General features: G+C 43.1%; 17 protein-coding genes. 13 read left to right on the plus strand and 4 right to left on the minus strand.

Annotated elements, in window-relative coordinates:
* Window positions 1-39 precede the first annotated feature (39 nt).
* The 13 genes from ACINWC323_RS01550 to ACINWC323_RS01490 all read left to right on the plus strand — a co-directional run bounded on the left by ACINWC323_RS01550 (window position 40) and on the right by ACINWC323_RS01490 (window position 14872).
* On the plus strand, window positions 40-2232 hold the full coding sequence (locus ACINWC323_RS01550; protein WP_009515543.1) for a TonB-dependent receptor: 2193 nt from the start codon (window positions 40-42) through the stop codon (window positions 2230-2232).
* Window positions 2233-2311: 79 nt separating this feature from the next.
* Window positions 2312-2605, plus strand: coding sequence for a hypothetical protein (locus ACINWC323_RS01545; RefSeq protein ID WP_009515685.1), 294 nt, complete (start codon window positions 2312-2314; stop codon window positions 2603-2605).
* Window position 2606: 1 nt separating this feature from the next.
* Window positions 2607-4130, plus strand: coding sequence for a PepSY-associated TM helix domain-containing protein (locus tag ACINWC323_RS01540; protein ID WP_009515476.1), 1524 nt, complete (start codon window positions 2607-2609; stop codon window positions 4128-4130).
* Window positions 4127-4459, plus strand: a complete 333-nt coding sequence (locus ACINWC323_RS01535) for a hypothetical protein (protein ID WP_009515644.1) — start codon at window positions 4127-4129, stop codon at window positions 4457-4459. Before ACINWC323_RS01540 ends, ACINWC323_RS01535 begins: the two co-directional genes overlap by 4 nt.
* A gap of 147 nt (window positions 4460-4606) precedes the next feature.
* A complete protein-coding gene (locus ACINWC323_RS01530; RefSeq protein ID WP_009515525.1) occupies window positions 4607-5245 on the plus strand; it encodes a GNAT family N-acetyltransferase in 639 nt (212 codons plus the stop codon).
* Between the two features lie 235 nt (window positions 5246-5480).
* Window positions 5481-6791: an MFS transporter gene (locus ACINWC323_RS01525; protein WP_009515427.1), complete on the plus strand. Its 1311-nt coding sequence runs from the start codon at window positions 5481-5483 to the stop codon at window positions 6789-6791.
* Between the two features lie 342 nt (window positions 6792-7133).
* Window positions 7134-9263 (plus strand): bifunctional mannitol-1-phosphate dehydrogenase/phosphatase, encoded by a 2130-nt coding sequence (gene mtlD / locus ACINWC323_RS01520; RefSeq protein ID WP_009515538.1) that lies wholly within the window; start codon window positions 7134-7136, stop codon window positions 9261-9263.
* 259 nt (window positions 9264-9522) lie between these two features.
* Complete coding sequence (locus ACINWC323_RS01515; RefSeq protein ID WP_032881739.1) at window positions 9523-10146, plus strand: 2'-5' RNA ligase family protein; 624 nt, start codon at window positions 9523-9525, stop codon at window positions 10144-10146.
* A 2-nt stretch (window positions 10147-10148) separates the two neighbouring features.
* Window positions 10149-10667, plus strand: a complete 519-nt coding sequence (gene cobU / locus ACINWC323_RS01510) for a bifunctional adenosylcobinamide kinase/adenosylcobinamide-phosphate guanylyltransferase (RefSeq protein ID WP_009515490.1) — start codon at window positions 10149-10151, stop codon at window positions 10665-10667.
* A gap of 1 nt (window position 10668) precedes the next feature.
* Entirely contained in the window at window positions 10669-11739 is a 1071-nt protein-coding gene (gene cobT, locus ACINWC323_RS01505) for a nicotinate-nucleotide--dimethylbenzimidazole phosphoribosyltransferase (protein ID WP_009515696.1), read from the plus strand.
* Window positions 11729-12334, plus strand: coding sequence for a histidine phosphatase family protein (locus ACINWC323_RS01500; protein WP_009515531.1), 606 nt, complete (start codon window positions 11729-11731; stop codon window positions 12332-12334). Before cobT ends, ACINWC323_RS01500 begins: the two co-directional genes overlap by 11 nt.
* A 111-nt stretch (window positions 12335-12445) precedes the next feature.
* Window positions 12446-14029 (plus strand): histidine phosphatase family protein, encoded by a 1584-nt coding sequence (locus ACINWC323_RS01495; protein WP_009515434.1) that lies wholly within the window; start codon window positions 12446-12448, stop codon window positions 14027-14029.
* Window positions 14030-14128: 99 nt separating this feature from the next.
* Window positions 14129-14872: an adenosylcobinamide-GDP ribazoletransferase gene (locus ACINWC323_RS01490; protein WP_009515515.1), complete on the plus strand. Its 744-nt coding sequence runs from the start codon at window positions 14129-14131 to the stop codon at window positions 14870-14872.
* Between the two features lie 60 nt (window positions 14873-14932).
* Here ACINWC323_RS01490 and ACINWC323_RS01485 read toward each other — a convergent pair whose 3' ends face one another.
* The 4 genes from ACINWC323_RS01485 to ACINWC323_RS01475 form a co-directional block, all read right to left on the minus strand.
* Complete coding sequence (locus ACINWC323_RS01485) at window positions 14933-16396, minus strand: PepSY domain-containing protein (RefSeq protein WP_009515388.1); 1464 nt, start codon at window positions 16394-16396, stop codon at window positions 14933-14935.
* Between the two features lie 3 nt (window positions 16397-16399).
* Window positions 16400-18511 carry a TonB-dependent receptor gene (locus ACINWC323_RS01480; RefSeq protein ID WP_009515568.1) on the minus strand — a complete coding sequence of 704 codons (2112 nt, stop codon included), beginning with the start codon at window positions 18509-18511 and terminating at the stop codon, window positions 16400-16402.
* Window positions 18512-18584: 73 nt separating this feature from the next.
* Complete coding sequence (locus ACINWC323_RS0119380) at window positions 18585-19088, minus strand: hypothetical protein (RefSeq protein ID WP_032881741.1); 504 nt, start codon at window positions 19086-19088, stop codon at window positions 18585-18587.
* A 128-nt stretch (window positions 19089-19216) separates the two neighbouring features.
* Complete coding sequence (locus ACINWC323_RS01475) at window positions 19217-20308, minus strand: 3-deoxy-7-phosphoheptulonate synthase (protein WP_004772077.1); 1092 nt, start codon at window positions 20306-20308, stop codon at window positions 19217-19219.
* Window positions 20309-20386 lie beyond the last annotated feature (78 nt).

Raw genomic sequence — 20386 nt, forward strand, 5'->3', positions numbered from 1 at the left:
ATTTTTTGAGTGATAGAAGGGCTCTGGAGAAAAGAGAAAATGAAAGTCAATAATGAGTTTAGGGCAAAACAAGTACTGTTTAAAATGACACCATGTTGCCTTGCTGTTCTGGCCATGTTTGCACAGCATGCCCATGCTGAAACTGCTGTATCGGGGGATATTGCAGTAAGCGCAGCGCCCACACAGAAGCCTGTTGCACAATTAGAAAAGATTGTCGTCACAGCAACGCGTACACCAAAAAATATTGCAGAAATTGCCGGTACGGTTCAGACCATTGACCGTCAGCAGATTACGCAACAGGCAACCGCAGGGCGTAAGGTTGCCGATGTTTTGGCACAACTGGTACCTGCATTGGGCGTAAGTAGTGGTACATCGACGAACTATGGTCAAACCATGCGTGGTCGTGATGTCATGATTTTGATTGATGGGGTATCGCAAACCGGTTCACGTGATGTGGCTCGTCAATTGAACAGCATTAGTCCAAGCATGATTGAACGTATTGAAGTACTTTCAGGTGCAACCAGCATTTATGGTTCCGGGGCAACAGGCGGTATTATTAATATTGTGACTAAACGCGCTGATCCTTCTAAACCATTAAGTTTTGAAACAAAACTTGGTATTACATCATCAAACAAATTCCGGGGTGATGGTTTGGCTTATGAAGTAGGTCAAACGGTTTCATTTGCCCAAGATAATCTTAACGGGATGTTGGGAGCTAATTTTACCAGCCGTGGTTCCCAATTCGATGCACATGGTGACCGTATCGCTCCAGAACCGTACCAGACGAGTCGTCAAGATACAGATACCATAGATGTAAATGGCCGCTTAAATATCGACTTAACCGATATGCAATCACTCAGTTTTGGTGCGCAATACTATAAAGATAAGCAAGATACGGATTATGGTCCTGATTATGGTGCGAACTACGGTGTAACCACAAATAAGCCTCATTCATATATTGCTAAAAAAGGCTTACAACTACCGGATCAGCCTTTTACAGAACGCTATGCTTTCAATACACAATATCAAAATAAAGATGTATTGGGACAAGTGGTTAATTTAGAAGCGTATTATCGTAAGGAAAATGGTCGTTTCTTTCCGATTTATGTAGGTAAGCCAGCCGTGAAACAATCTCAATCAGAGATTGAAGTAGCAGGACTTCGTTCTACCGTGCAAAGTGATTTACAAGTCGCTCAACGCGATTTAAAACTGACCTATGGTTTGGATTATGACCATGAAAAAGATCATCAATATTATGATGGACTTATTGCTTCAAATAATGGATTAAGCTATGTGCCAACAGGTATTAGAACAGATGCCGGGCCTGACACAACAATTCAAAGTGCAGGGGCTTTTTTACAAGCGGATTATGCATTAACAGATCGTTTAAATGTACAGGCTGGTACGCGTTACCAATATATTAAGGCTGAAACAGATGCTTATAGTACTGCTAAAGGTCAGCAACCGAAAGGTTCGGTCAGCGATAATGATGTGCTCTTTAATCTGGGTACAGTCTATAAACTGACCGATGATCAACAAGTCTTTGCAAACTTCTCACAAGGTTTTAGTTTTCCAGATGTACAGCGTATGATGCGGGATGCATTTAACTTGACCACCGCTGATATTCAACCCATTCGTGTCAACAGCTATGAACTTGGATGGCGTTTGAATAATGATGAAGGACTAAATCTTGGCGTGACCGGTTTCTATAATACATCTGACAAAGTTCTTCGCTTCGTGGATAAAGTCGCAAGTATTGTAGATACTGACCAGCGTATTTACGGTGCTGAATTAACAGCAACTTATCCTTTTATGCAAGATTTTAAAGTGGGTGGTACATTGGGTTATACCCGCGGTCAGTATCAAGAAACTGATGGTAAATGGAAAGAGTTGAATGCACAGCAAGTTTCACCAGTCAAGGGTACTGTGTTTGGTGAGTGGAACAATGATGAAGGCTATGGTGCGCGAGTACAGATGCTTGCAATCAAAGGGACTGATAAAGCGGTCAAAGATGATTCCGCAGGTGCTGTAGACATCAAAGGTTATACGACAATGGATGTGTTAGCACATTTTCCAGCATGGAAAGGTCGTGTAGATTTTGGGGTTTATAATGTCTGGGATAAAGATTATCGTTCGGTTTATGCTCAGCAAGCAGTCGTGACCTATCAACCTGTAGCAAGTATTCCTGCTGAAGGTCGTACCTATGGCTTAAGCTATACATTTGATTACTAACTTTGACTGAAGAAATATCTGTAAAGATGCAGATATTTCTTCATTTTTATGCTGGATTTTACAGGCTAAGGCAATACGGATGAGCCCCTCAGAAAAACAAGAAACCTTTCAGTTAAGCTATCGCAGAGTATTTTTTATCTGTTTGGCGGCTTATTGTTATAGTTCCTGGCTCAGTCTGGTTTTAGCGGATTGGCTTCCTTTTGCCAAAGCTGAAAATGTCTATTTTGCAGTTTTTATCAGTTTCATCTTTTTTATCTTTTACGTGATATTGACCAGTGCAATTGTATCTAGACGCTGGTTCTGGATCATCAATAGCTCAGGCATCTTATTACTGGCAAGCTACTGGCTCATGCGCAAGTGGGGAGTCGGTTAAGATGAATTTTCGTCAAATACAGGCCATTCTGCATCGCTGGTTTGGCATTATGGTGTTATGGGTCATCTTTTTTATTTTCTTAACCGGGTCGATTGCCTATTTTCGTACAGAAATTAATGTCTGGGCACAACCTGAGGCGCTCAGCCAGATTCAGAGCCTACCCACTCCCCAGACTTCGGCACAAACGGCATTTAACTATCTTAACCAGCACGCCGCTGATGCAAAAAGATGGCGTGTGACCGTTGCCAGTGAGCGTATGCCAGTCAATCTGCTCCAATGGCAGGACCAGACAGGCAAACACCAACAGCTACAAAATCCCGTGACAGGAAAGTTACTCCATCCCGTACGCCAGACCTTGGCGGGCGATTTCTTTTTTAAATTGCATTACACCTTATATCCTCTGCCGAGCAAGATCGGTAGTTTCATCGTGGCCATTGTCGCCCTGATCTTATTAATCAGTTTGATTACGGGGGTGATCACACATAAAAAGATCGTTAAAGAGTTTTTTGTGTTTCGTGCCTTTAAAAGCCAGCGTTCCTTGCTTGATCTGCATCATATAACGGGAGTGATTACATTTCCTTTTTATCTGGTGATGGCATTTACCGGGCTACTGATTTTATTTTATCTGGTCTTGCCGTGGGGGCTATCCAAACACTATGCGCAAGACGGTATACCCCAGTTCTATAATGAGATGCAGTTTGTAAAGATGGCAAAACCGCAACCATCCTCGTCTCAACACAACATGCAGCCATTTGAACGCTTTATTCAACAATTACCCGCGCAGGCACAAACAGGCGCAATACTCGATAAATTTGAAGTACAGAAACCGAATACACCAGAGGCGATGATTACCTTTGATTATAATTATAAAAATATTATTACCTTAAATACGCCACAATATATTTTTGCAGCCCATACTGCCGAACCACTGGCTCAACCCCGAAACTTATCTGCCATTGCTCAACTGGCTTCATCTTCTTACGGAATTCATCTGGGGTATTTCGCCTCTTACTGGATGCGTTTGATCCTGTCGGTGATGGGGATTATGGGATGTGTAATGTTGGCCGCAGGTGCCTTGCTGTGGCAGAAAAAACGCATGAAAGAAGCGCATGCTTTTAGCTATAAGCTGGTCCAGCATCTCAACTTTTTTACTTTCCTCGGGCTGCCGCTGGCCTGTGCCAGTTATCTTTTGGCAGGACGATTGTTATCTGCCGCATTTGAACCGAGGGGGAGTTATGAAGTCTCTGCCTTTTATCTCACCTGGCTGTTGAGCTTGCTTATCAGTCTGCTGCTGCGTACCCGAAAGGCTATGCTACTGGTATTGGCAATGACAGCAGCGGTTCTGTTCTTGATCCCTCTCAGTAGTTTTGTGATGGTACCAGAGGCTGCTTTATGGCAGAGTCTCAGCCATTCGCGTTGGTCGCTGGCTGGGGTAGATTTGGTGTTGCTCGTGATAGGTGGACTTTATCTCGGCGCAATTCATTTTTATCTGTCCAGATTTAAACCTGCAGGAGCCTCAACATGAGTTTTGCAGCACTTTGCTGGGCCTTGGTTGCTTTTATACAAGGCTGCATGCTGAGTCAGTATGGACAGAAGCAACTGCAATATGTCTGGTTAAATGCAACCAGGAGAAAGTTGTTAGGTTTCTCGGCCATTATTTTTCTAGCATGCTCTTTGGGACTGAACTGTTGGTCTGAAGGCAGCTCGGTTGGGCCACTCAGCTGGGTATTTGTGATCTTACCTGCAGCCTTCTTTTTACAGGTGCTGGGTTTTTATCTGTTTAGAAAATACTTTGTACAGATCTGGTGCTGTGCAATGCTGGCTGCGCTTGTTTTTAGCTTAACTGGCAATTAAATATGTAGCGTATTCAATGGCTAAGGGTTGTTTTAACGATTTTTTACCAGATTCCTTTCATTAACAAAAAACAAGAAAAATAACAGTTGTTGTCTTAATAAAATTGATTATCATTATCATCTAATATTAAAGGCAAGGAATATCTGCATGCTTACATTGTCACAAAAACTTCCTGATTATTTTGAATATTACGAAGACGGGACACAATATTACCTACGTCAGATTCAATATCCGCAGGATATTCCTTTATTGCATCAATGGATGCATGAACCACATGTGATTCCACAGTGGCAACTGAACAAGACTGAACTTGAGCTGCAGGTCTACTTTGACAAAATGCTGGCCGATGACCATCAACGCTTACTGATTGTCGGTGTCGATGGGAAGGATGTGGGTTATACCGAAATTTATGAAGGAAAGCGTGATCGTTTAGGTCGTTACTATGAAGGTGATGATACTGATCTGGGCTGGCATTTACTGTTCGGCGATAAGTCGGTTTTTGGTAAAGGCTTTTTAAGACCAACCATCCGTTTATTAAGTTTCTATATTTTTGAAAATTCGCCTGCACGCAAAATTGTAGGGGAGCCAGACCACACGGTAAAACCTTATGCAGCGGTTGTTGCTGATCTTTGTTATGAAAGTCAGCGTCTCATCCCGATGCCTGAAAAAACAGCCATGCTCTATTACTGTTTTAGAGAAACGTTTTACGACAAGTTTGGCGAGTATTATACCGCATCACAACAACAGCATAGCCAGCAGCAGTCTCAAGATTTAAGCCTGACTTAAACTGAATTTAAGCGTTAAATTGAAAATAAGCCTCAACGGATGTTGAGGTTTTTTTATGTGGAAAACATCATTTTAAAAATAAACAATATATTGATATATAAAATTAAAAAGTATTTTTGATGAATAAAACAACATATTGTTATTTGCTGAATTTACGAATATCATAACTAAATTACGAATAAAGTAATAATAGATTGAAAAATTATAGTTAAAGCAACATGGAGAAGGAATCACCATGAAAGAAGTTGCATTAAATGATTTGATTGACCAGCAAGGTGTCGGACCTTATCAAAAATTTATTCTATTTACCTGCTTATTGCTGATGATCATGGATGGCTATGACATTCAGGCCATGGCCTATGCCGCGCCGATGATTATCGAGGCGTGGGGTGTCGAAAAAACCATGTTGGGTGTGGTGTTTAGTGCCAGTTTGTTTGGATTGTTTGTAGGTTCATTTGTTTTAAGTTCACTGTCAGACCGTTATGGTCGCCGTCCGATCTTGTTGATCTCAACGTTAGTATTCTCTGTACTGATGTTATGGACACCCCATGTTGCCAATATTGAACAGCTTGCGGTCATACGTTTTATTACGGGCATTTTCTTGGGCGGCATCATGCCGAATGCCATGACCTATAGCTCTGAAATTGTGCCCAATAAATATCGTATTTTGACCATGATGGTGATTTCCTGTGGTTATACAGTCGGTGCCATGCTGGGAGGAGGGATTTCTGCTTTACTTACGCCCATAGGCGGATGGCAGGCCATTTTTTATTTTGGCGGTATTATTCCGCTGGTCATTTTCTTTATCATGCTGTTTAAGTTACCAGAATCACTGTATTTCTTAGGCGAAAATAAAAAGAATGAGCAAACGATTCTATTCTGGCTGAAGAAGTTTTATCCGGCATTGGAACTCAATACAGCAACTCAAATAATTGGCAATAGCGGCCCTAAAATCAAAAAATCACCATTAGAGTTATTTAAAAATAAGCGTGCTTTTTTTACCTACTCGATCTGGGTGATCAGTATCTTGAATATGATCAGTCTGTATTTCCTTGCCAACTGGTTACCGACCTTATCCAAAGAGTCAGGACTCTCCTTGAACCATGCCCTGATGATTGGTTCAACCTTGCAACTGGGCGGGACCATTGGCAGTATTGTGATGGGCTTAAAAATTGACAAGATCGGTTTTTATAAGGTTTTAGTTGCAGCCTTTCTGGTCGCCGCTGTCAGTGTGGCCTTGATTGGTTATTCGGTTACTCATATTGCCTTGCTCTATGTGGTTATTTTCATTGCTGGTTTTGCCATTGTCGGCGGACAACCTGCCATTAATGCCTTGTCTGCCAGCTATTATCCAGTTTCATTGCGCACTACAGGTGTGGGCTGGAGTATTGGCATTGCCCGTTTAGGTTCAGTGATCGGGCCTTTATTCGGTGGATATCTGGCTAAATCACTGATCATCACTCATTTATTTGTGATTGCAGCCGTTCCATCTGTCTGTGTGATTGTGATGTTACTGGTTCAAGCCAAATATCGGGTAGAGGTCTGAATTTTGAGGCCGCCTTGTGCGGCTTTTTATTTCCCAAATGAATCCGGTTGTTTGGAGCAGGATTAAATCTTCATCACTCATAAGCAATATTCAATTTTCTGTAGCTCATGGTTGAGTGGTGATTGTTTTGGTGGGAGTCATCTTATAAAACAAGGTGAATAAAAAACGATCACTATTTTGTAGTAGATGCAAGTAATCTTTACAAATTTAGTCAACAATACGCCGAAAAAAATAACTTCAGATTAATTTTTGATCAAATTTATTTCATTTGTTTACCATCGCTAATTTGTCATGTTTTTTTGGTTAACCTAAGGAACGCAAGAACAAAACAAAGGAGTAAAGATGCTGATTTTTCACGATTATCCTGTTCAGGGAGCACTTTTTGATATGGATGGCACAATGTTTGATACTGAGCGATTACGCTTTCAGACATTGAAACAGGCCTCTCAAGAGCTCATTGGACAGGAATTTTCCGATGAATATTTAATGCAGTGTCTTGGACTCAGTGCACAAACAGCCGAACAGCTTGCCCAGCGCTTTTATGGTGAAGATGTTCCGTATAAAGCCATCCGAAAACGAGCAGATGAACTTGAACTGGAATCGGTTCGTCATAATGGTGTACCCATTAAGAAAGGTCTGATTCAGGTACTGGAACGACTACGCAAATCTGGCCTGCGTATGGCTGTAGCGACATCCAGTCGCCGGGCAATTGCCGAAGAATACCTGATCAATGCCAATGTCTATAAATTTTTTGATCTGCTGGTCTGTGGTGATGAAGTCGAAAAAGGCAAACCGCATCCTGAAATTTTTATCAAAGCCGCGCAAAAATTAAATTTGCAGCCGCAACAATGTCTGATGTTTGAGGATTCGGAAAACGGGATCTGTTCAGCCTGTGACGCGGGCGGCATCACGATTTTATTTAAAGACATCAAAGAACCGAATGACAGCATGTTGGCCAAGGCAAATTTCTATTATCAGGATATGTACGAATGTCTGAATGCGCTGGACCAGTATATTCCTGAAATGGGCATGCCGCAGTTGCAAGAACCATTTCCACAAAGTATCAATCAACTTACTGTCGGGATTCATGGCTTTGGCGCCATTGGTGGCGGATATATCGCACAGGTATTGTCACATTGGGATGGGTTTACCCGACCCCAGCGTATTCTCGCTTCGACCAGAAACCGCCTATATCTGGAATCGGTCAACAGCTTTGGCAGTTACAGTATTCGTTATGGACAGTCCTCTTATGATGAACGGATCGAAAACCTGACGGTGATTGATGCAGATAATGAACAGCACATGCTGGAGATGTATATGCATTCCAGCCTGATCGCGCTGTGTTTGCCTGAACAGGCCATTGCATCCGAAGCCAGAACAATTGCGAGGGGGTTATTGGCACGTTTCATGTCACAGGATACGCAGCAGCATGAGCCGATTACCTTTTTGATTATTTTGAATAAAGTCTGTGCAAAATATCTGGTCCTGAAAAATATCCGTGAAGCTTTGCTTGAAATTACCGATGAGGATATCGCAGAGCACATCCTCAGTGAGCATTACTTTTGCGATACCGTGGTCAACCGAATGGTTGCCAAGCTTTCCGATCAAGCCCTGTATCGTCAGCTGAATATCAAGCATCGTTTATTCAAACAATACCAATCTGACCTGAATGAAGAGGCCATCGAGCTGTCAGATGAAACCGCACTGACCGAGAAACAGGAACAGCAAATGACTGACTGTTTATCGGATATGCGTGGACAGTTTCAGGCGGGCCAGTTCTTGCAGAATATGGATCTGATCCTGTTCCATAGCGAAACCGATATGCCGATTTATGTGGAAAACCGTAGTCCGATCTTGAGTAAAATGCGGCAAATGATTCTGGTGGAGCAAATTTCTGATATCCAGATCATTAAAAACCGCTTATGGAACGGCTGTCATGCCATGACCGCCTGGTATGCCAGCATGCATGGCCATGACATGATCGGGATTGCACTGGCCGATGCCAAAATCAAGAAATATGTAGAACAGCTGGTTGAGGAAGTCAAACTCGGTTTAGCCAATATTGTGCCCAATCAGGCCAAAGAGCTGGACCGGATGGCGGAAAGCTTTCTGCATTCTTGTCGCTCCGCCTATAAAGATACCTGTGAACGGGTGGCACGCGATCCGCTGAGAAAACTAAGCTTTAATGAGCGCGTATTCGGTAGTCTGGAAAATCATATTCAGCAGCAATTGCCTTATCAAAAGATTGTCCAAGGTGCAATCTATGGATATGTCTATGCCTTAAAACAGCTAGAAATTGAGGAGCTGGAGATTGTGCAGCATATTGGTAAAAATATTGAAATGATGGATATCAATACCAGTCAAAAGAAAGCAGTATTAGATATGCTGTATCAAGGTATTCAGGCAGAATTGCATGACGAAACCTTTCGCTATGATCTGAATGAAAACCAAGCCAAGTCTGCGCTGGTTTAGCATTGCAATCCATAGACAAGCCAAGATCGTGAGCCCTAACACAGCTTTAAATCTATAAAGTTGTGTTAGCTTTACGGCACTAGCTTTGTCAAGTTCAACATGAGGCCAGATCATTCAACTGACCGCGTATGCAGATATGCTTGATTGACATTATTTCTAATAAAAAACTGAGACAATATTGAAGAGATGCACAAATATTCCATTTTTTCCTAAGCTTATGTTTTAATCCTAAGCTCTATATTCTTGGCTGCATATTGTTGTGTTATTGCAATCCGCTACCCAAATGTGTCCGACCATAGTTCGGGATTATCCGGAATGGCATCTGGGGCGTTCAGACTATGCAATTTGGTATATTGAAGTTGATCAGCCTGAGCTGATTCAATATTTAGATGAAATTCAAACCCGGTTTTCAGACCTGCTTCTGCCGAAACAACAACGCCAATATCATATTACCTCATTCGTCTGCGGTTTCTTGCAGCCTGCTGTTAAACAATACGATGACGATTTTCAGATACAACAATTACAACAGCAGATTAAACTGCTTGAAGCATTACAGCTCACAGCTTTTGAGCTGGAAATTACACAGATCGATAGCTTTAGCAGTGCTTTGTTCTTACAGATCCAAGATCAGCAGGGCGTACTGGGCCAAATTCGCCAACAATTTGCTCAAGTCTCCGCAGAGATCGCAGCACCTGAATATTGTCCGCATATTACTTTAGGTTTGTATCGTGAAGCGTGGCCGAGTGATAGGGTATTGCAGCGGATACAACAACTTGCTCTCAAAAGCATCAAGATTCAGGTCAAAAAATTGACTTTCGGCTATTATAAGGCACAGATTTTACAAGGATTACTGTATCCTTATCAGCAAATTGAACTAGGTTAAATATGTTGCAACTGATTTTAGGTGGGGCGCGCTCAGGTAAAAGCCGTTTGGCAGAACAAATCGCCAAGGATTCGGGGTTATCCGTCATTTATATGGCGACGGCGCAAGCCTTAGACGAAGAAATGCAGCAGCGGATTGCCCATCATCAACAACATCGTCCAGCTCATTGGCAAGTGCTTGAAGAACCGTTTTATCTTGCCGACCGGCTTTTGCAATTGGACCAGCCTGATCAGCTGATTTTGGTGGATTGTCTGACTTTATGGTTAAGCAATCTGTTGTTGGCGGAAGATCAAGCCTTACAGCAACAACAGGTGCAAAAATTGTTTGCAGTCTTACCGCAACTCCACTCGCAAATTGTTCTGGTCAGTAATGAAATCGGGCTTGGCGTTGTACCAATGGGGGAAATCAGCCGCCGTTTTGTCGATGAAGCAGGACGTCTGCATCAGACCTTGGGGCAACTTGCCAATAAAGTCATGTTTTGTGTGGCAGGCTTTCCAATGATTTTAAAAGATGAGAAATAACATGACTGAACAAGCACAATGGTTTTTAGCTGCCGTACAACAACCTAATTTAGATGCCAAACAACAAGCTGAACAACGTCAACTGCAATTGACCAAACCTACAGGGGCGCTAGGGCGACTTGAGCAGCTCGCCATTCAACTGGCAGGCTTACAGGGCACAGTACATCCACAGATTCAACAGCCTTGGATTACGATTTTTGCAGGCGATCATGGGGTGGTTGCAGAAAATATTTCGGCTTATCCGCAAGCGGTAACCCGTCAGATGCTGCAAAATTTTGCCTCAGGTGGTGCAGCCATCAGTGTTATTGCCAAACATCATCATGCACATTTACAAGTGGTGGATTGTGGTACGGTGGGTGAAGCCTATGAATATGTTGGTGTTGAACGGCATTGTATTCGTGCAGGCACAGCCAATTTTGCCCAACAAGCTGCAATGACGGAACAGGAATGCTTAGCAGCCTTGCAACTGGGTAAAGACAGTGTAGATCGTGCCAAAGCACAAGCTGCCGATATTTTTATTGCAGGTGAGATGGGGATTGGTAATACCTGTTCAGCTTCAGCACTGGCGTGTTTATTGTTGAATGAAGATGCTGCCCAACTCACGGGTGTGGGTACAGGCATTACGAATCAACAATTGCAACATAAAATCTCGGTCATTGACCAGGCGGTGAAGTGGCATCAAGCAGATGTTGCCGATGATGCTTTAAAAATCTTGGCTGCAGTGGGTGGTCTGGAAATTGCTGCAATGTCGGGGGCTTATATCCGTTGTGCACAACTTGGTTTGCCAATCGTGGTGGATGGTTTTATCAGCTCTGTTGCCGCTTTATGCGCGGTACGCATCCAACCGCAAAGTCGTGCATGGATGTTGTTTGGACATCAATCGGCTGAATATGGTCATCAGCGTGTGCTAAAAGCCTTAGAAGCTCAGGCTATTTTAAATATGAATTTGCGTCTTGGCGAGGGCAGTGGTGCAGGAGCCGCACTGTCGATGCTGCAGCTGGCTTGTGTACTGCATAATCAAATGGCGACCTTTGCTGAAGCTGCTGTAACCGGTGATAAAGTTGCACCTTGATTTACTGCGGCATGGTGAAACCACACTGAGCCATACCTTGCGTGGGCATCTTGATGATGCCTTGACTGAGCAAGGTTGGTTGCAAATGCAATCCACCATTCAGCAGCAGCTTGATGCTCAGGTACACTGGGATGTAATTATCAGCTCGCCCTTGCAACGCTGCCAAAACTTTGCGGTAGCATTAGCCAAACAACTCGAATTGCCCTTATTACTCAATGCTGAAATCAAGGAAATGTATTTTGGTGATTGGGAAGGCGTTTCTACCCAAACTATTTATGAAAATGAGCCTGAGTTATTGGCAAATTTCTGGCAATTTCCAACGCAATATCATGCGCCGAATGGGGAGTCGTTGCATCAATTCCAGCAACGTGTCCTGCATGGTTTTAATGAAATTTATGTTCAAATGCAGCAATACAACTGGAACAAGGCATTGATTGTGACACATGGCGGGGTGATTAAGTTGCTGACTTGTTTGGCCCGTCAGCAAAAGCTGGATGACCTATTAACCATGCCCGCAGAGTTAGGCAAACTGTATACTTTAAATCTAACTCAGGTTGACGCTCAACTTCATTTTTCTGAACGGACAGCAACTTAGCAGCGATTCGTATTTATTGCATTTCCAATATCTGCCTGGATGATGTAATCGAACTGTCATTGCCACTGCCTATGATACAGGACAATTTCTTGAGCAATAAATCGATCATCTATGAAGATATTATTAAAAAGCAGTATGTTATGCGCGAGCATTTTATTGGCAGCCTGCAATAACGATGACCAGCAACACAATCCGACATCCCCTGAAACCAGTATCCCATCAAAATATTATCAAACTAAAACTCCTTATCAGCCTCAGCAAGACCTAAACAAATACGAAGCGACTCCACCAGGCTTTCAGCCGGTATTTACAGAACTGGTGGCTCGTCATGGCTCACGCGGTTTATCCAGCATGAAATATGATTTAGCGCTCTATAACCTGTGGAAACAGGCTAAAGCTGAACAGGCACTCACACCTTTGGGCGAAAAGCTGGGCGCAGATTTAGAAAGCATGATGAAAGCCAATATTCTGCTGGGTTATGGGGTAGAGGGCATTCGTCAGTTTGGCTATGGTAACGAATCCATGACCGGTATTCAGGAGCATCGCGGAATTGCAGATCGCTTATTAAAACGCTTACCCGATCTATTTAAAGCCGCCTCGACCCAACCAGCTTCAATTTTAGTGCAAAGTTCAGGCGTAGACCGTGCGGTAGATAGTGCCAAATTTTTCACTGCTGAATTGATTCAACAGCAACCGCAATTAAAGACCCACATCACCCCAATTTCATACACCAGTTTAGCCAGTAACAGTGTGCCATCGATTGAAGATGGTGGGGTGGATCGTTTTAAACTTTATTTTCATAGTTTGAACAAAGATCAAGATTTAGCACAGCCTTTATCAGCACAACAACAGGCCATTTACGATGCCAGTCAGGCGTATCAGCATTTTGAAGAAGATGATACAGATCTGGCCAATAAGCTGGATGAACTTGCGAAAAATAGTCGTGCTGAACAAGTGGCAAAGAGCGTATTGAATCCACTGTTCAAAGCAGAATTTATTAAAAAACTGGGAAGCACAGGCTATGTATTTAGCAATACCGGTTCATATAGCGTCACTTCACCTAAAGGTGAAATCATCACTGAAAAAGGTAAGGGCAAAAACAGCATTGCCAGTGCGGTGGATGCTGCAGCCTATGTCTATGAGTTATATTCAATATCAGGTGGCATGAAAACCGAACTGAAAGGTGTAGATTTTGATCGGTATATGCCTGTAGATGCAGCAAAATTTTATGCTGAATATAACGATGCCAATGATTTTTATAGCAAAGGGCCAAGTTTTACCGAATCGAAAAACGTCACCAGTGCAATTGCGCAAGGTCTAAAGCAGGACCTATTTAAACAGGTTGATGCGATTGTGGATCAGCAGCAAGCACATCGTGCGGTATTACGTTTTGCGCATGCCGAAATCATTATTCCATTGGCGACCAGTTTAGAGTTGTTCGATATGATGCAGCCTTTACCTTTACGTCAAACTTATAATTACAACAGCAGCGTTTGGCGAGGTGAGGTGGTGTCACCTATGGCAGCGAATTTACAGTGGGATATTTATCAAGACAAGCAAGGTACAACCTTGGTAAAAATGTTCTATAACGAGAAAGAAACCTTGTTTAAGCCAAGTTGTAACTACGCACGTTATAGCACTAACAGTTTATATTATGACTATTTGAAGCTTAAACAATGTTATCAAATTCAATAATCTAAGATATTCAACCTTTTCATTTGGGAATCGCTTGCTATTCCCAATTTTATTTCTTCATAATTCAGGCATGAAAACCCGTTGTCATTGAGAGGTTGCATGACGCCTTTTTGGATTGCCTTGCAGTTTTTGACTGTTTTACCCATTGAAATCAAAACGATGCCAAGCGCAAAGCAGAATGGTCAGGCCATGCTGTTTTATCCTTTAGTGGGTTTATTGCTTGGTCTCATTTTGTTTACATCTGCCATGTTATTGGCAAAGCTTCCGATCATCTTGAGTGCAGCACTGATTCTCGTACTCTGGATTTGGCTGACTGGTGGATTACATCTGGATGGTTTGGCGGATACGGCAGATGCATGGGTCGGTGGATTTGGTAATTCTGAACGAACCTTGAGCATCATGAAAGACCCTGCATGTGGCCCAATCGGGGTGCTGAGTTTAGTTGTAGTCTGCTTGCTGAAATTTGTGGCTTTATATGTTTTGCTTGAACAACACATGGCTGCCTTTTTAATTGTCTTGCCCATGCTTGGGCGTAGTGTGTCACTGTTTTTATTCCTTACTACGCCTTATGTACGTGCTCAAGGCTTAGGGCGTTCGATGACAGATTTCATGCCAAAAAAGCGACTTTGGATGGTTTTCGTCATTACAATTGCATTGCTTTGTGTGTTTAAATGGCTTGGCTTAATTGCCTTGCTGGTTTTTTTAGTGATGCTCTTTTATATGCGATCATTATTTATTAAACGAATCGGCGGGATTACTGGGGATACTGTAGGCGCTGCAATTGAGCTGGCTGAAACAGGTGTGCTCCTCAGTACTGTGATAGCCTCGTTCTATATCATTTAAAAAATTACTTGCCTGAGATGGCGTGATCCTCCCTAAAAAAGAAGGATCACTTGAGTAATATTAGCTTTTACGCAATTGAACTCGGAAACCAAGTACAGCGAGTAAGGCAACTAGTGCCGCGATCGTAGCCAGAATGATATCTCGAAGCGTTTTATCTATTGGCAACCATGTCCATTTATGCAAATAAGCAAAACTAAAGCCTTCCAAAGCATCCTGTTGCGTGACCTGAGCTGCAATCACACCGCTGCTCGGTTCAATATACAGTCTGAGTTGATTCTCTAAACGAGTTTCAACCTTGATCACGGGTAAGCGTTTGTTGATAAACCCATATTCTCCTCCAAAACTTGTCACCCAAGAGGCCTGTTGAACCTGTTCTGGTTGTAAAGCTAAATAGCTTGCGGCTAATTGTCTGCTTTGTTCAAGGATATCAAGCCTTTTTCCATGAGCAGCATCGACAAACTGAATCGCGGGAGCTGCTGTATGGGATGCGTGATGATCATGTACTTTGCTTGCCGCCGTCATGCTGCCTTGTAAAGGGTTTTGTCCAATGGCTTGAATCATCCATGCAGCATGAATATGTGTCTGGTTAAAGGTGGTTGGAACCAGATCCAGACGCTGAATGGGCTGCTGAGTGACCTGCTGCCAAACCTCAGTACTTAAATCGGCAGTATGGAACACCGGTTGAATGTTTTTAATATCGGGCTTTTTTTGCCAGATATGATAGAAACCACTGAGCACCCAAAGCAGAATAAAGACACTTAAACTGATGCCTAAATAACGATGTAGAAAGCGGATCGGTTTTTGCCCTAGACGGTGATTGCGCCGATTATGAATCTTAAAGAATAGGCCAATGCCCATAACAATCATGCACAGTATGCCAATCAAGGCGATCTGCATGAGAATAGTTTGGCCGGTCCAGGCCTGATCACCCCAGGTCCAGGTATGACCTAAGCGGAAGATTTTTGCCATCCACATCTTTTGATCATTAGACAGCGTGGCCAGTCGTGCTTGTGCAGGATCGACATAGGCACGTAAACCGTTATGAAAATCAACACGCCAAACAGGCAGTAAACGATTCACGCTCGGATAATCATCACTGAATGCGGTGATGATTTGGCTGGATACAATTTCCTGTTGAGAGAGTCCCGTGTACCAGCGTGCCAAACGCTCGGCATCTTGTTGTTCCGCATCACTCAGGAATTGGCCGGTCTGACTATCATAGTATTCCGCCATCTTTTGATTGGGCTGTAATATGCGATAGGCAATCTGCTGAGCTTCTAATTCAATCACCTGTAAGGCCGAAAATTGCGATATGTGATGTTGCTTCAGAACATCAGTTGCTGCTAGGGCGTGTGTTAAATCCAGTTGTTGAGGTGGCGGCATTCGTTTTACAGGCTGGGGTTGTGTTGCACTCATGATTGGATGCAACACACCTGTTAAAGACCAGAGTAAAACGAGAACGCCCAACACCATCCCAAAACTACGGTGTAAGGAAAGTAGCTTTTTCAGTTGCTTGGCATTCATTGCTTATTTCCCAAAATGGTAACTTAAACCTAATAAGTAGGTTCGTGGTGCAGCTGGGGTATAACTGACTTGGTTATTACTAAACGATGTACTTTCCGCATAATGCTGATCTGTGGCATTCAGGATTTGCCCATAGATCTCATAAGCATTTTTACGGTAATTGGCACGTAGATTCAGCAAAGTATGCCCATCATACTTTTCCGTATTGGTATCATTGATCCAGTAAGCGCCGACATAAACCGCTTCTGCAGAAAGTAATAGCTCAGGTATTGGCTTGATCTGGTATTCAAGCGTACCAAATGTTTTCGGCGCACTCGGCATGGTGTTGCCGCTATAATCTAAAACGCTCGACGGTTGAAACTGCTGATACTCATGTTTGGCCACACTGCCTGAGAGCTTTAAGCGCTGATCATATAAATCACTGAGCTTCCAGGTTCCTCCAATTTCAATTCCCTGATGTAAGGTTTTACCTGTGTTGCGTGGTTCGCGTGTGTTATCTGGCTTGGTATAGCTCATCACTTCATCTTCGCCTTCTAAGCGATATAAGGTGATTTCACCATCTAGGCGATCATTCAGTAATTTAAAGCGCAAACCTGCATCGATATTATTAAATGTGGCTTCTTTCAGGTCCGGTGTGACCAGATTCGCCCCGTATAAACTGCTGACTTCGGGCGGTACAAAACCTTGTGACCAATTGCTATAAAGGTCAATCGCAGGCGTCAGGTTCCAGACAAAACCGAGTTGAGGACTGGCTTTATGAAAATCGCGTTTCTCATTCGGTGCGCCTGTGGTTTTTGACGGAGTTAATTTGTTTTCATAGTCATAACTGATCCAGTCATAGCGTGCACCACCGACGAGATTTAAAGTCGGTAACACTTGCCAATTGGCTTGTGCATAAACCGCCTGATTATTGACGTCTACATTAAAGTCACGTAAGCGCTGTCGTTGTTGATATCCGGTATAGACCAAGCTGTTCGGATCACGAAATACTTGGATATCATTGGTTCTGGCTTGGTTGGGAGAATGGTCAGCCATCGCGCCAACAATCAGTTTGACCTGATCCAATGTTGCTGAATGCTGCGCATTTAAACCATAGGACTGAAAGGCGTTATAGGTGGTTTGTCCGCTATAAGTACCCGTCGGTTTGCCATTTTTAACATCGGTACGGATGTTATAACTTGGATTCTGTTCGGTAGTATTGTCTCGATAATACAAGGTGACTTGGCTTTGTTGCTGATCATTCCATTGATGGTTAATTTGAGAAGAAAGCCGCGTAGCATCCACTTCACGATAGGTAAAGGTTTGGTAGCTGTATCCTGGGCGTTTGCGATAATCATCCAGATTTAAGCTACCAGTCATATCCGCTTTTAAATGATTATAGCTGAAGATATTTTTGATTTGGGTGGCATCAGAGATGCGCCAGTCGTGTCTGAGCGTCACACTCTGTTTATTGCTTTCAGCATGGTCTTGCCAGCTATCACCACGATCACTGGCATAGGCTGAAACTCTTAAACCATGCTCGCCCCAGTCGCTATCAAAGCTATTGGATGCACCGATATCGACACGGCGATATCCTTCAGAACTGGCGCTGATACCAAGATCGGCCGTGGGCGTAGCACTTGGAGCTTTGGTCAGAAAATTAAGGGTTCCGCCAATCGCATTGCTGCCATATAAGCTACTGGCAGGGCCGCGTAAAATTTCGATGCTATCAATGCCCGCCAGATTCACTTCATATAAGGCATTGTGGTTAAACACACCCACAGGGCGAATCGAGACACCATCTTCTAGATATTGATAAACGGCTGCTGTGGTCATCGGTTGGCGAATGGACATCATATGCTGTTCATTGCCCAAGTCGTTCATTAACACACCTGGAGTTTGATTCAGCACCTGTCCAATAAAGGTTGCATGTTTATCTTCGATGTCCTTGCTGTTAATTTTACTAATCGCAGCAGGGGTATTATTAATCGATTCACCTTCACGACTTGCGGTGACCACAATGGTGGCTAAGGTTTTGGTGGTCTCAGAAGGCGAAGTTTCAGCAAAAGCAGCGGAACTATAGCCAACTGACAGGCACGCAGCCGTTAATACAGACAAACGGAATTGAGTATTCATGTTGAACTCTATAAAAAGCAAGAACTAAGGACGTACCAACGTTATTTACGGGGCACGAAGTAAAATTTGCGATTTATAAAGCGAGTGGCGGGGCTTGTTTGATTGGAAAAATATAGAAGATGCGGGTGATGTGTAGATCTTCTGTCCACGAATGGCACAGGCAGCGAACGCGACTGAACCAAGCCAGTAGAAATATAATAATGAATGCAATCAGTGGGACGATCACAGCAGCATCGAGGCCATGGGAACATAAAGGACAATGCTTCATGATCTGGCTTGCAAGCGCAAAAACTTGCTGTGCGTATTCACTCAGTTGGGCATGTTTGGCATGCTGTAGCTGCGGTCCGTGATGCATGTCGTACATGCTGTGTTGATGATGACCGGAATGGGTTTGAGACATCAACGAGACATGTTGTATTTCTGTGACCTGGCAATGGCTTGGCATTGCATAAAGTGCAGGTACGACGCCTGTATGGACCATCGTTGGTAAGAAGATATGCCAGAGTAAACATAGCAAAGTCACCGCGCCAAGATAGGCACGCCACTTAAGCAAATGTTGACGAAAACTGGACTTCATATCAGCGATACGTCGTAGGAGAAATGTGGCTGCAGTATAATGAAAATAAGAGCTTAGTTCAAAACATATCAGTGTAGTTCAAAACAAAAAACAGGCTCATAAGAGCCTGTTTTACATCTATTTAAAGATTAACGATTAGGTAAAACATCTTTTAATGCTTCATGCATTTCGAGTAGGGCTTTTTCTGTAGTTTCCCAGTCAATACAGCCATCAGTCACTGATTTACCGTATTCAAGATCACACAGATTTTCAGGAATATCCTGACGACCACCTTTTAAGTGACTTTCAACCATAATGCCAACAATGGATTTGTTACCATCCAGAATTTGCTCTGTAATGTTTTTCAACACCAACGGCTGTAAGTACGGGTCTTTATTTGAATTGGCATGACTGGTATCAATCATGATCTTGTTGCTGACTTTGGCTTTTGCCAACGCTGCTTCAGCTTCTGCAACTGAAGTGGCATCATAGTTCGGCTTACCGTTACCACCACGTAATACCACGTGTGCATACGGGTTACCTTTGGTATTGATAATCGCAACCTGACCATTTTCATTCAGGCCCAAGAAGCTGTGACCATGTTTAACTGACTGCATCGCATTGGTTGCAACGGTTAAGCCGCCATCAGTACCATTTTTGAAGCCGACAGGAGATGAAAGGCCAGAAGACATTTCACGGTGAGTCTGGCTTTCAGTGGTACGTGCACCAATCGCAGACCATGAAATCAAGTCTTGATAATATTGCGGTGAGTTCGGATCAAGTGCTTCAGTGGCACATGGCAGACCTTTTTCATTCAAATCAATCAATAATCCACGACCAATATGCAAGCCTTTTTCAATATTGAAAGAGTCATTCATGTCAGGGTCATTGATTAAACCTTTCCAACCTACTGTGGTACGTGGTTTTTCAAAATAAACACGCATCACCAGATATAAAGTGTCTTTTACTTTTTCGCTCAAAACTTTCAGGCGATCAGCATATTCATGTGCAGCTTTAGGATCGTGGATTGAGCATGGGCCAATCACGACAAACAAACGTTTGTCATTGCCATCTAAAATGTTGCGTACAGTTGCACGTCCTTGTAACACAGTTTGAGACGCAGCCTCAGATAATGGAAGATCAGCTTTCAATTCTGCGGGTGTAATCAGCGTTTGAATGCTTTTAATGTTTACATCATCGATATCGGGCTGAGAAACTGGATTTGACTGTAGAGTATTCATTGCTGTCACAAATTCAATCGAAAAAAGAGGTTATTTTGTCTGCGAATATAGCATGAAATGCCGACCGGTTAACTAGCA

The sequence above is a fragment of the Acinetobacter sp. WC-323 genome, assembly GCF_000314615.1.
Classification (GTDB): domain Bacteria; phylum Pseudomonadota; class Gammaproteobacteria; order Pseudomonadales; family Moraxellaceae; genus Acinetobacter; species Acinetobacter courvalinii.

Bases quoted from the DNA above. Each gene is read 5' to 3' on its own strand.
- ACINWC323_RS01550 (WP_009515543.1), top strand. From the start codon at position 40: ATGAAAGTCAATAATGAGTTTAGGGCAAAACAAGTACTGTTTAAAATG.
- ACINWC323_RS01545 (WP_009515685.1), top strand. From the start codon at position 2,312: ATGAGCCCCTCAGAAAAACAAGAAACCTTTCAGTTAAGCTATCGCAGA.
- ACINWC323_RS01540 (WP_009515476.1), top strand. From the start codon at position 2,607: ATGAATTTTCGTCAAATACAGGCCATTCTGCATCGCTGGTTTGGCATT.
- ACINWC323_RS01535 (WP_009515644.1), top strand. From the start codon at position 4,127: ATGAGTTTTGCAGCACTTTGCTGGGCCTTGGTTGCTTTTATACAAGGC.
- ACINWC323_RS01530 (WP_009515525.1), top strand. From the start codon at position 4,607: ATGCTTACATTGTCACAAAAACTTCCTGATTATTTTGAATATTACGAA.
- ACINWC323_RS01525 (WP_009515427.1), top strand. From the start codon at position 5,481: ATGAAAGAAGTTGCATTAAATGATTTGATTGACCAGCAAGGTGTCGGA.
- mtlD (WP_009515538.1), top strand. From the start codon at position 7,134: ATGCTGATTTTTCACGATTATCCTGTTCAGGGAGCACTTTTTGATATG.
- cobU (WP_009515490.1), top strand. From the start codon at position 10,149: ATGTTGCAACTGATTTTAGGTGGGGCGCGCTCAGGTAAAAGCCGTTTG.
- cobT (WP_009515696.1), top strand. From the start codon at position 10,669: ATGACTGAACAAGCACAATGGTTTTTAGCTGCCGTACAACAACCTAAT.
- ACINWC323_RS01495 (WP_009515434.1), top strand. From the start codon at position 12,446: ATGAAGATATTATTAAAAAGCAGTATGTTATGCGCGAGCATTTTATTG.
- ACINWC323_RS01490 (WP_009515515.1), top strand. From the start codon at position 14,129: ATGACGCCTTTTTGGATTGCCTTGCAGTTTTTGACTGTTTTACCCATT.
- ACINWC323_RS01485 (WP_009515388.1), bottom strand. From the start codon at position 16,396: ATGAATGCCAAGCAACTGAAAAAGCTACTTTCCTTACACCGTAGTTTT.
- ACINWC323_RS01480 (WP_009515568.1), bottom strand. From the start codon at position 18,511: ATGAATACTCAATTCCGTTTGTCTGTATTAACGGCTGCGTGCCTGTCA.
- ACINWC323_RS0119380 (WP_032881741.1), bottom strand. From the start codon at position 19,088: ATGAAGTCCAGTTTTCGTCAACATTTGCTTAAGTGGCGTGCCTATCTT.
- ACINWC323_RS01475 (WP_004772077.1), bottom strand. From the start codon at position 20,308: ATGAATACTCTACAGTCAAATCCAGTTTCTCAGCCCGATATCGATGAT.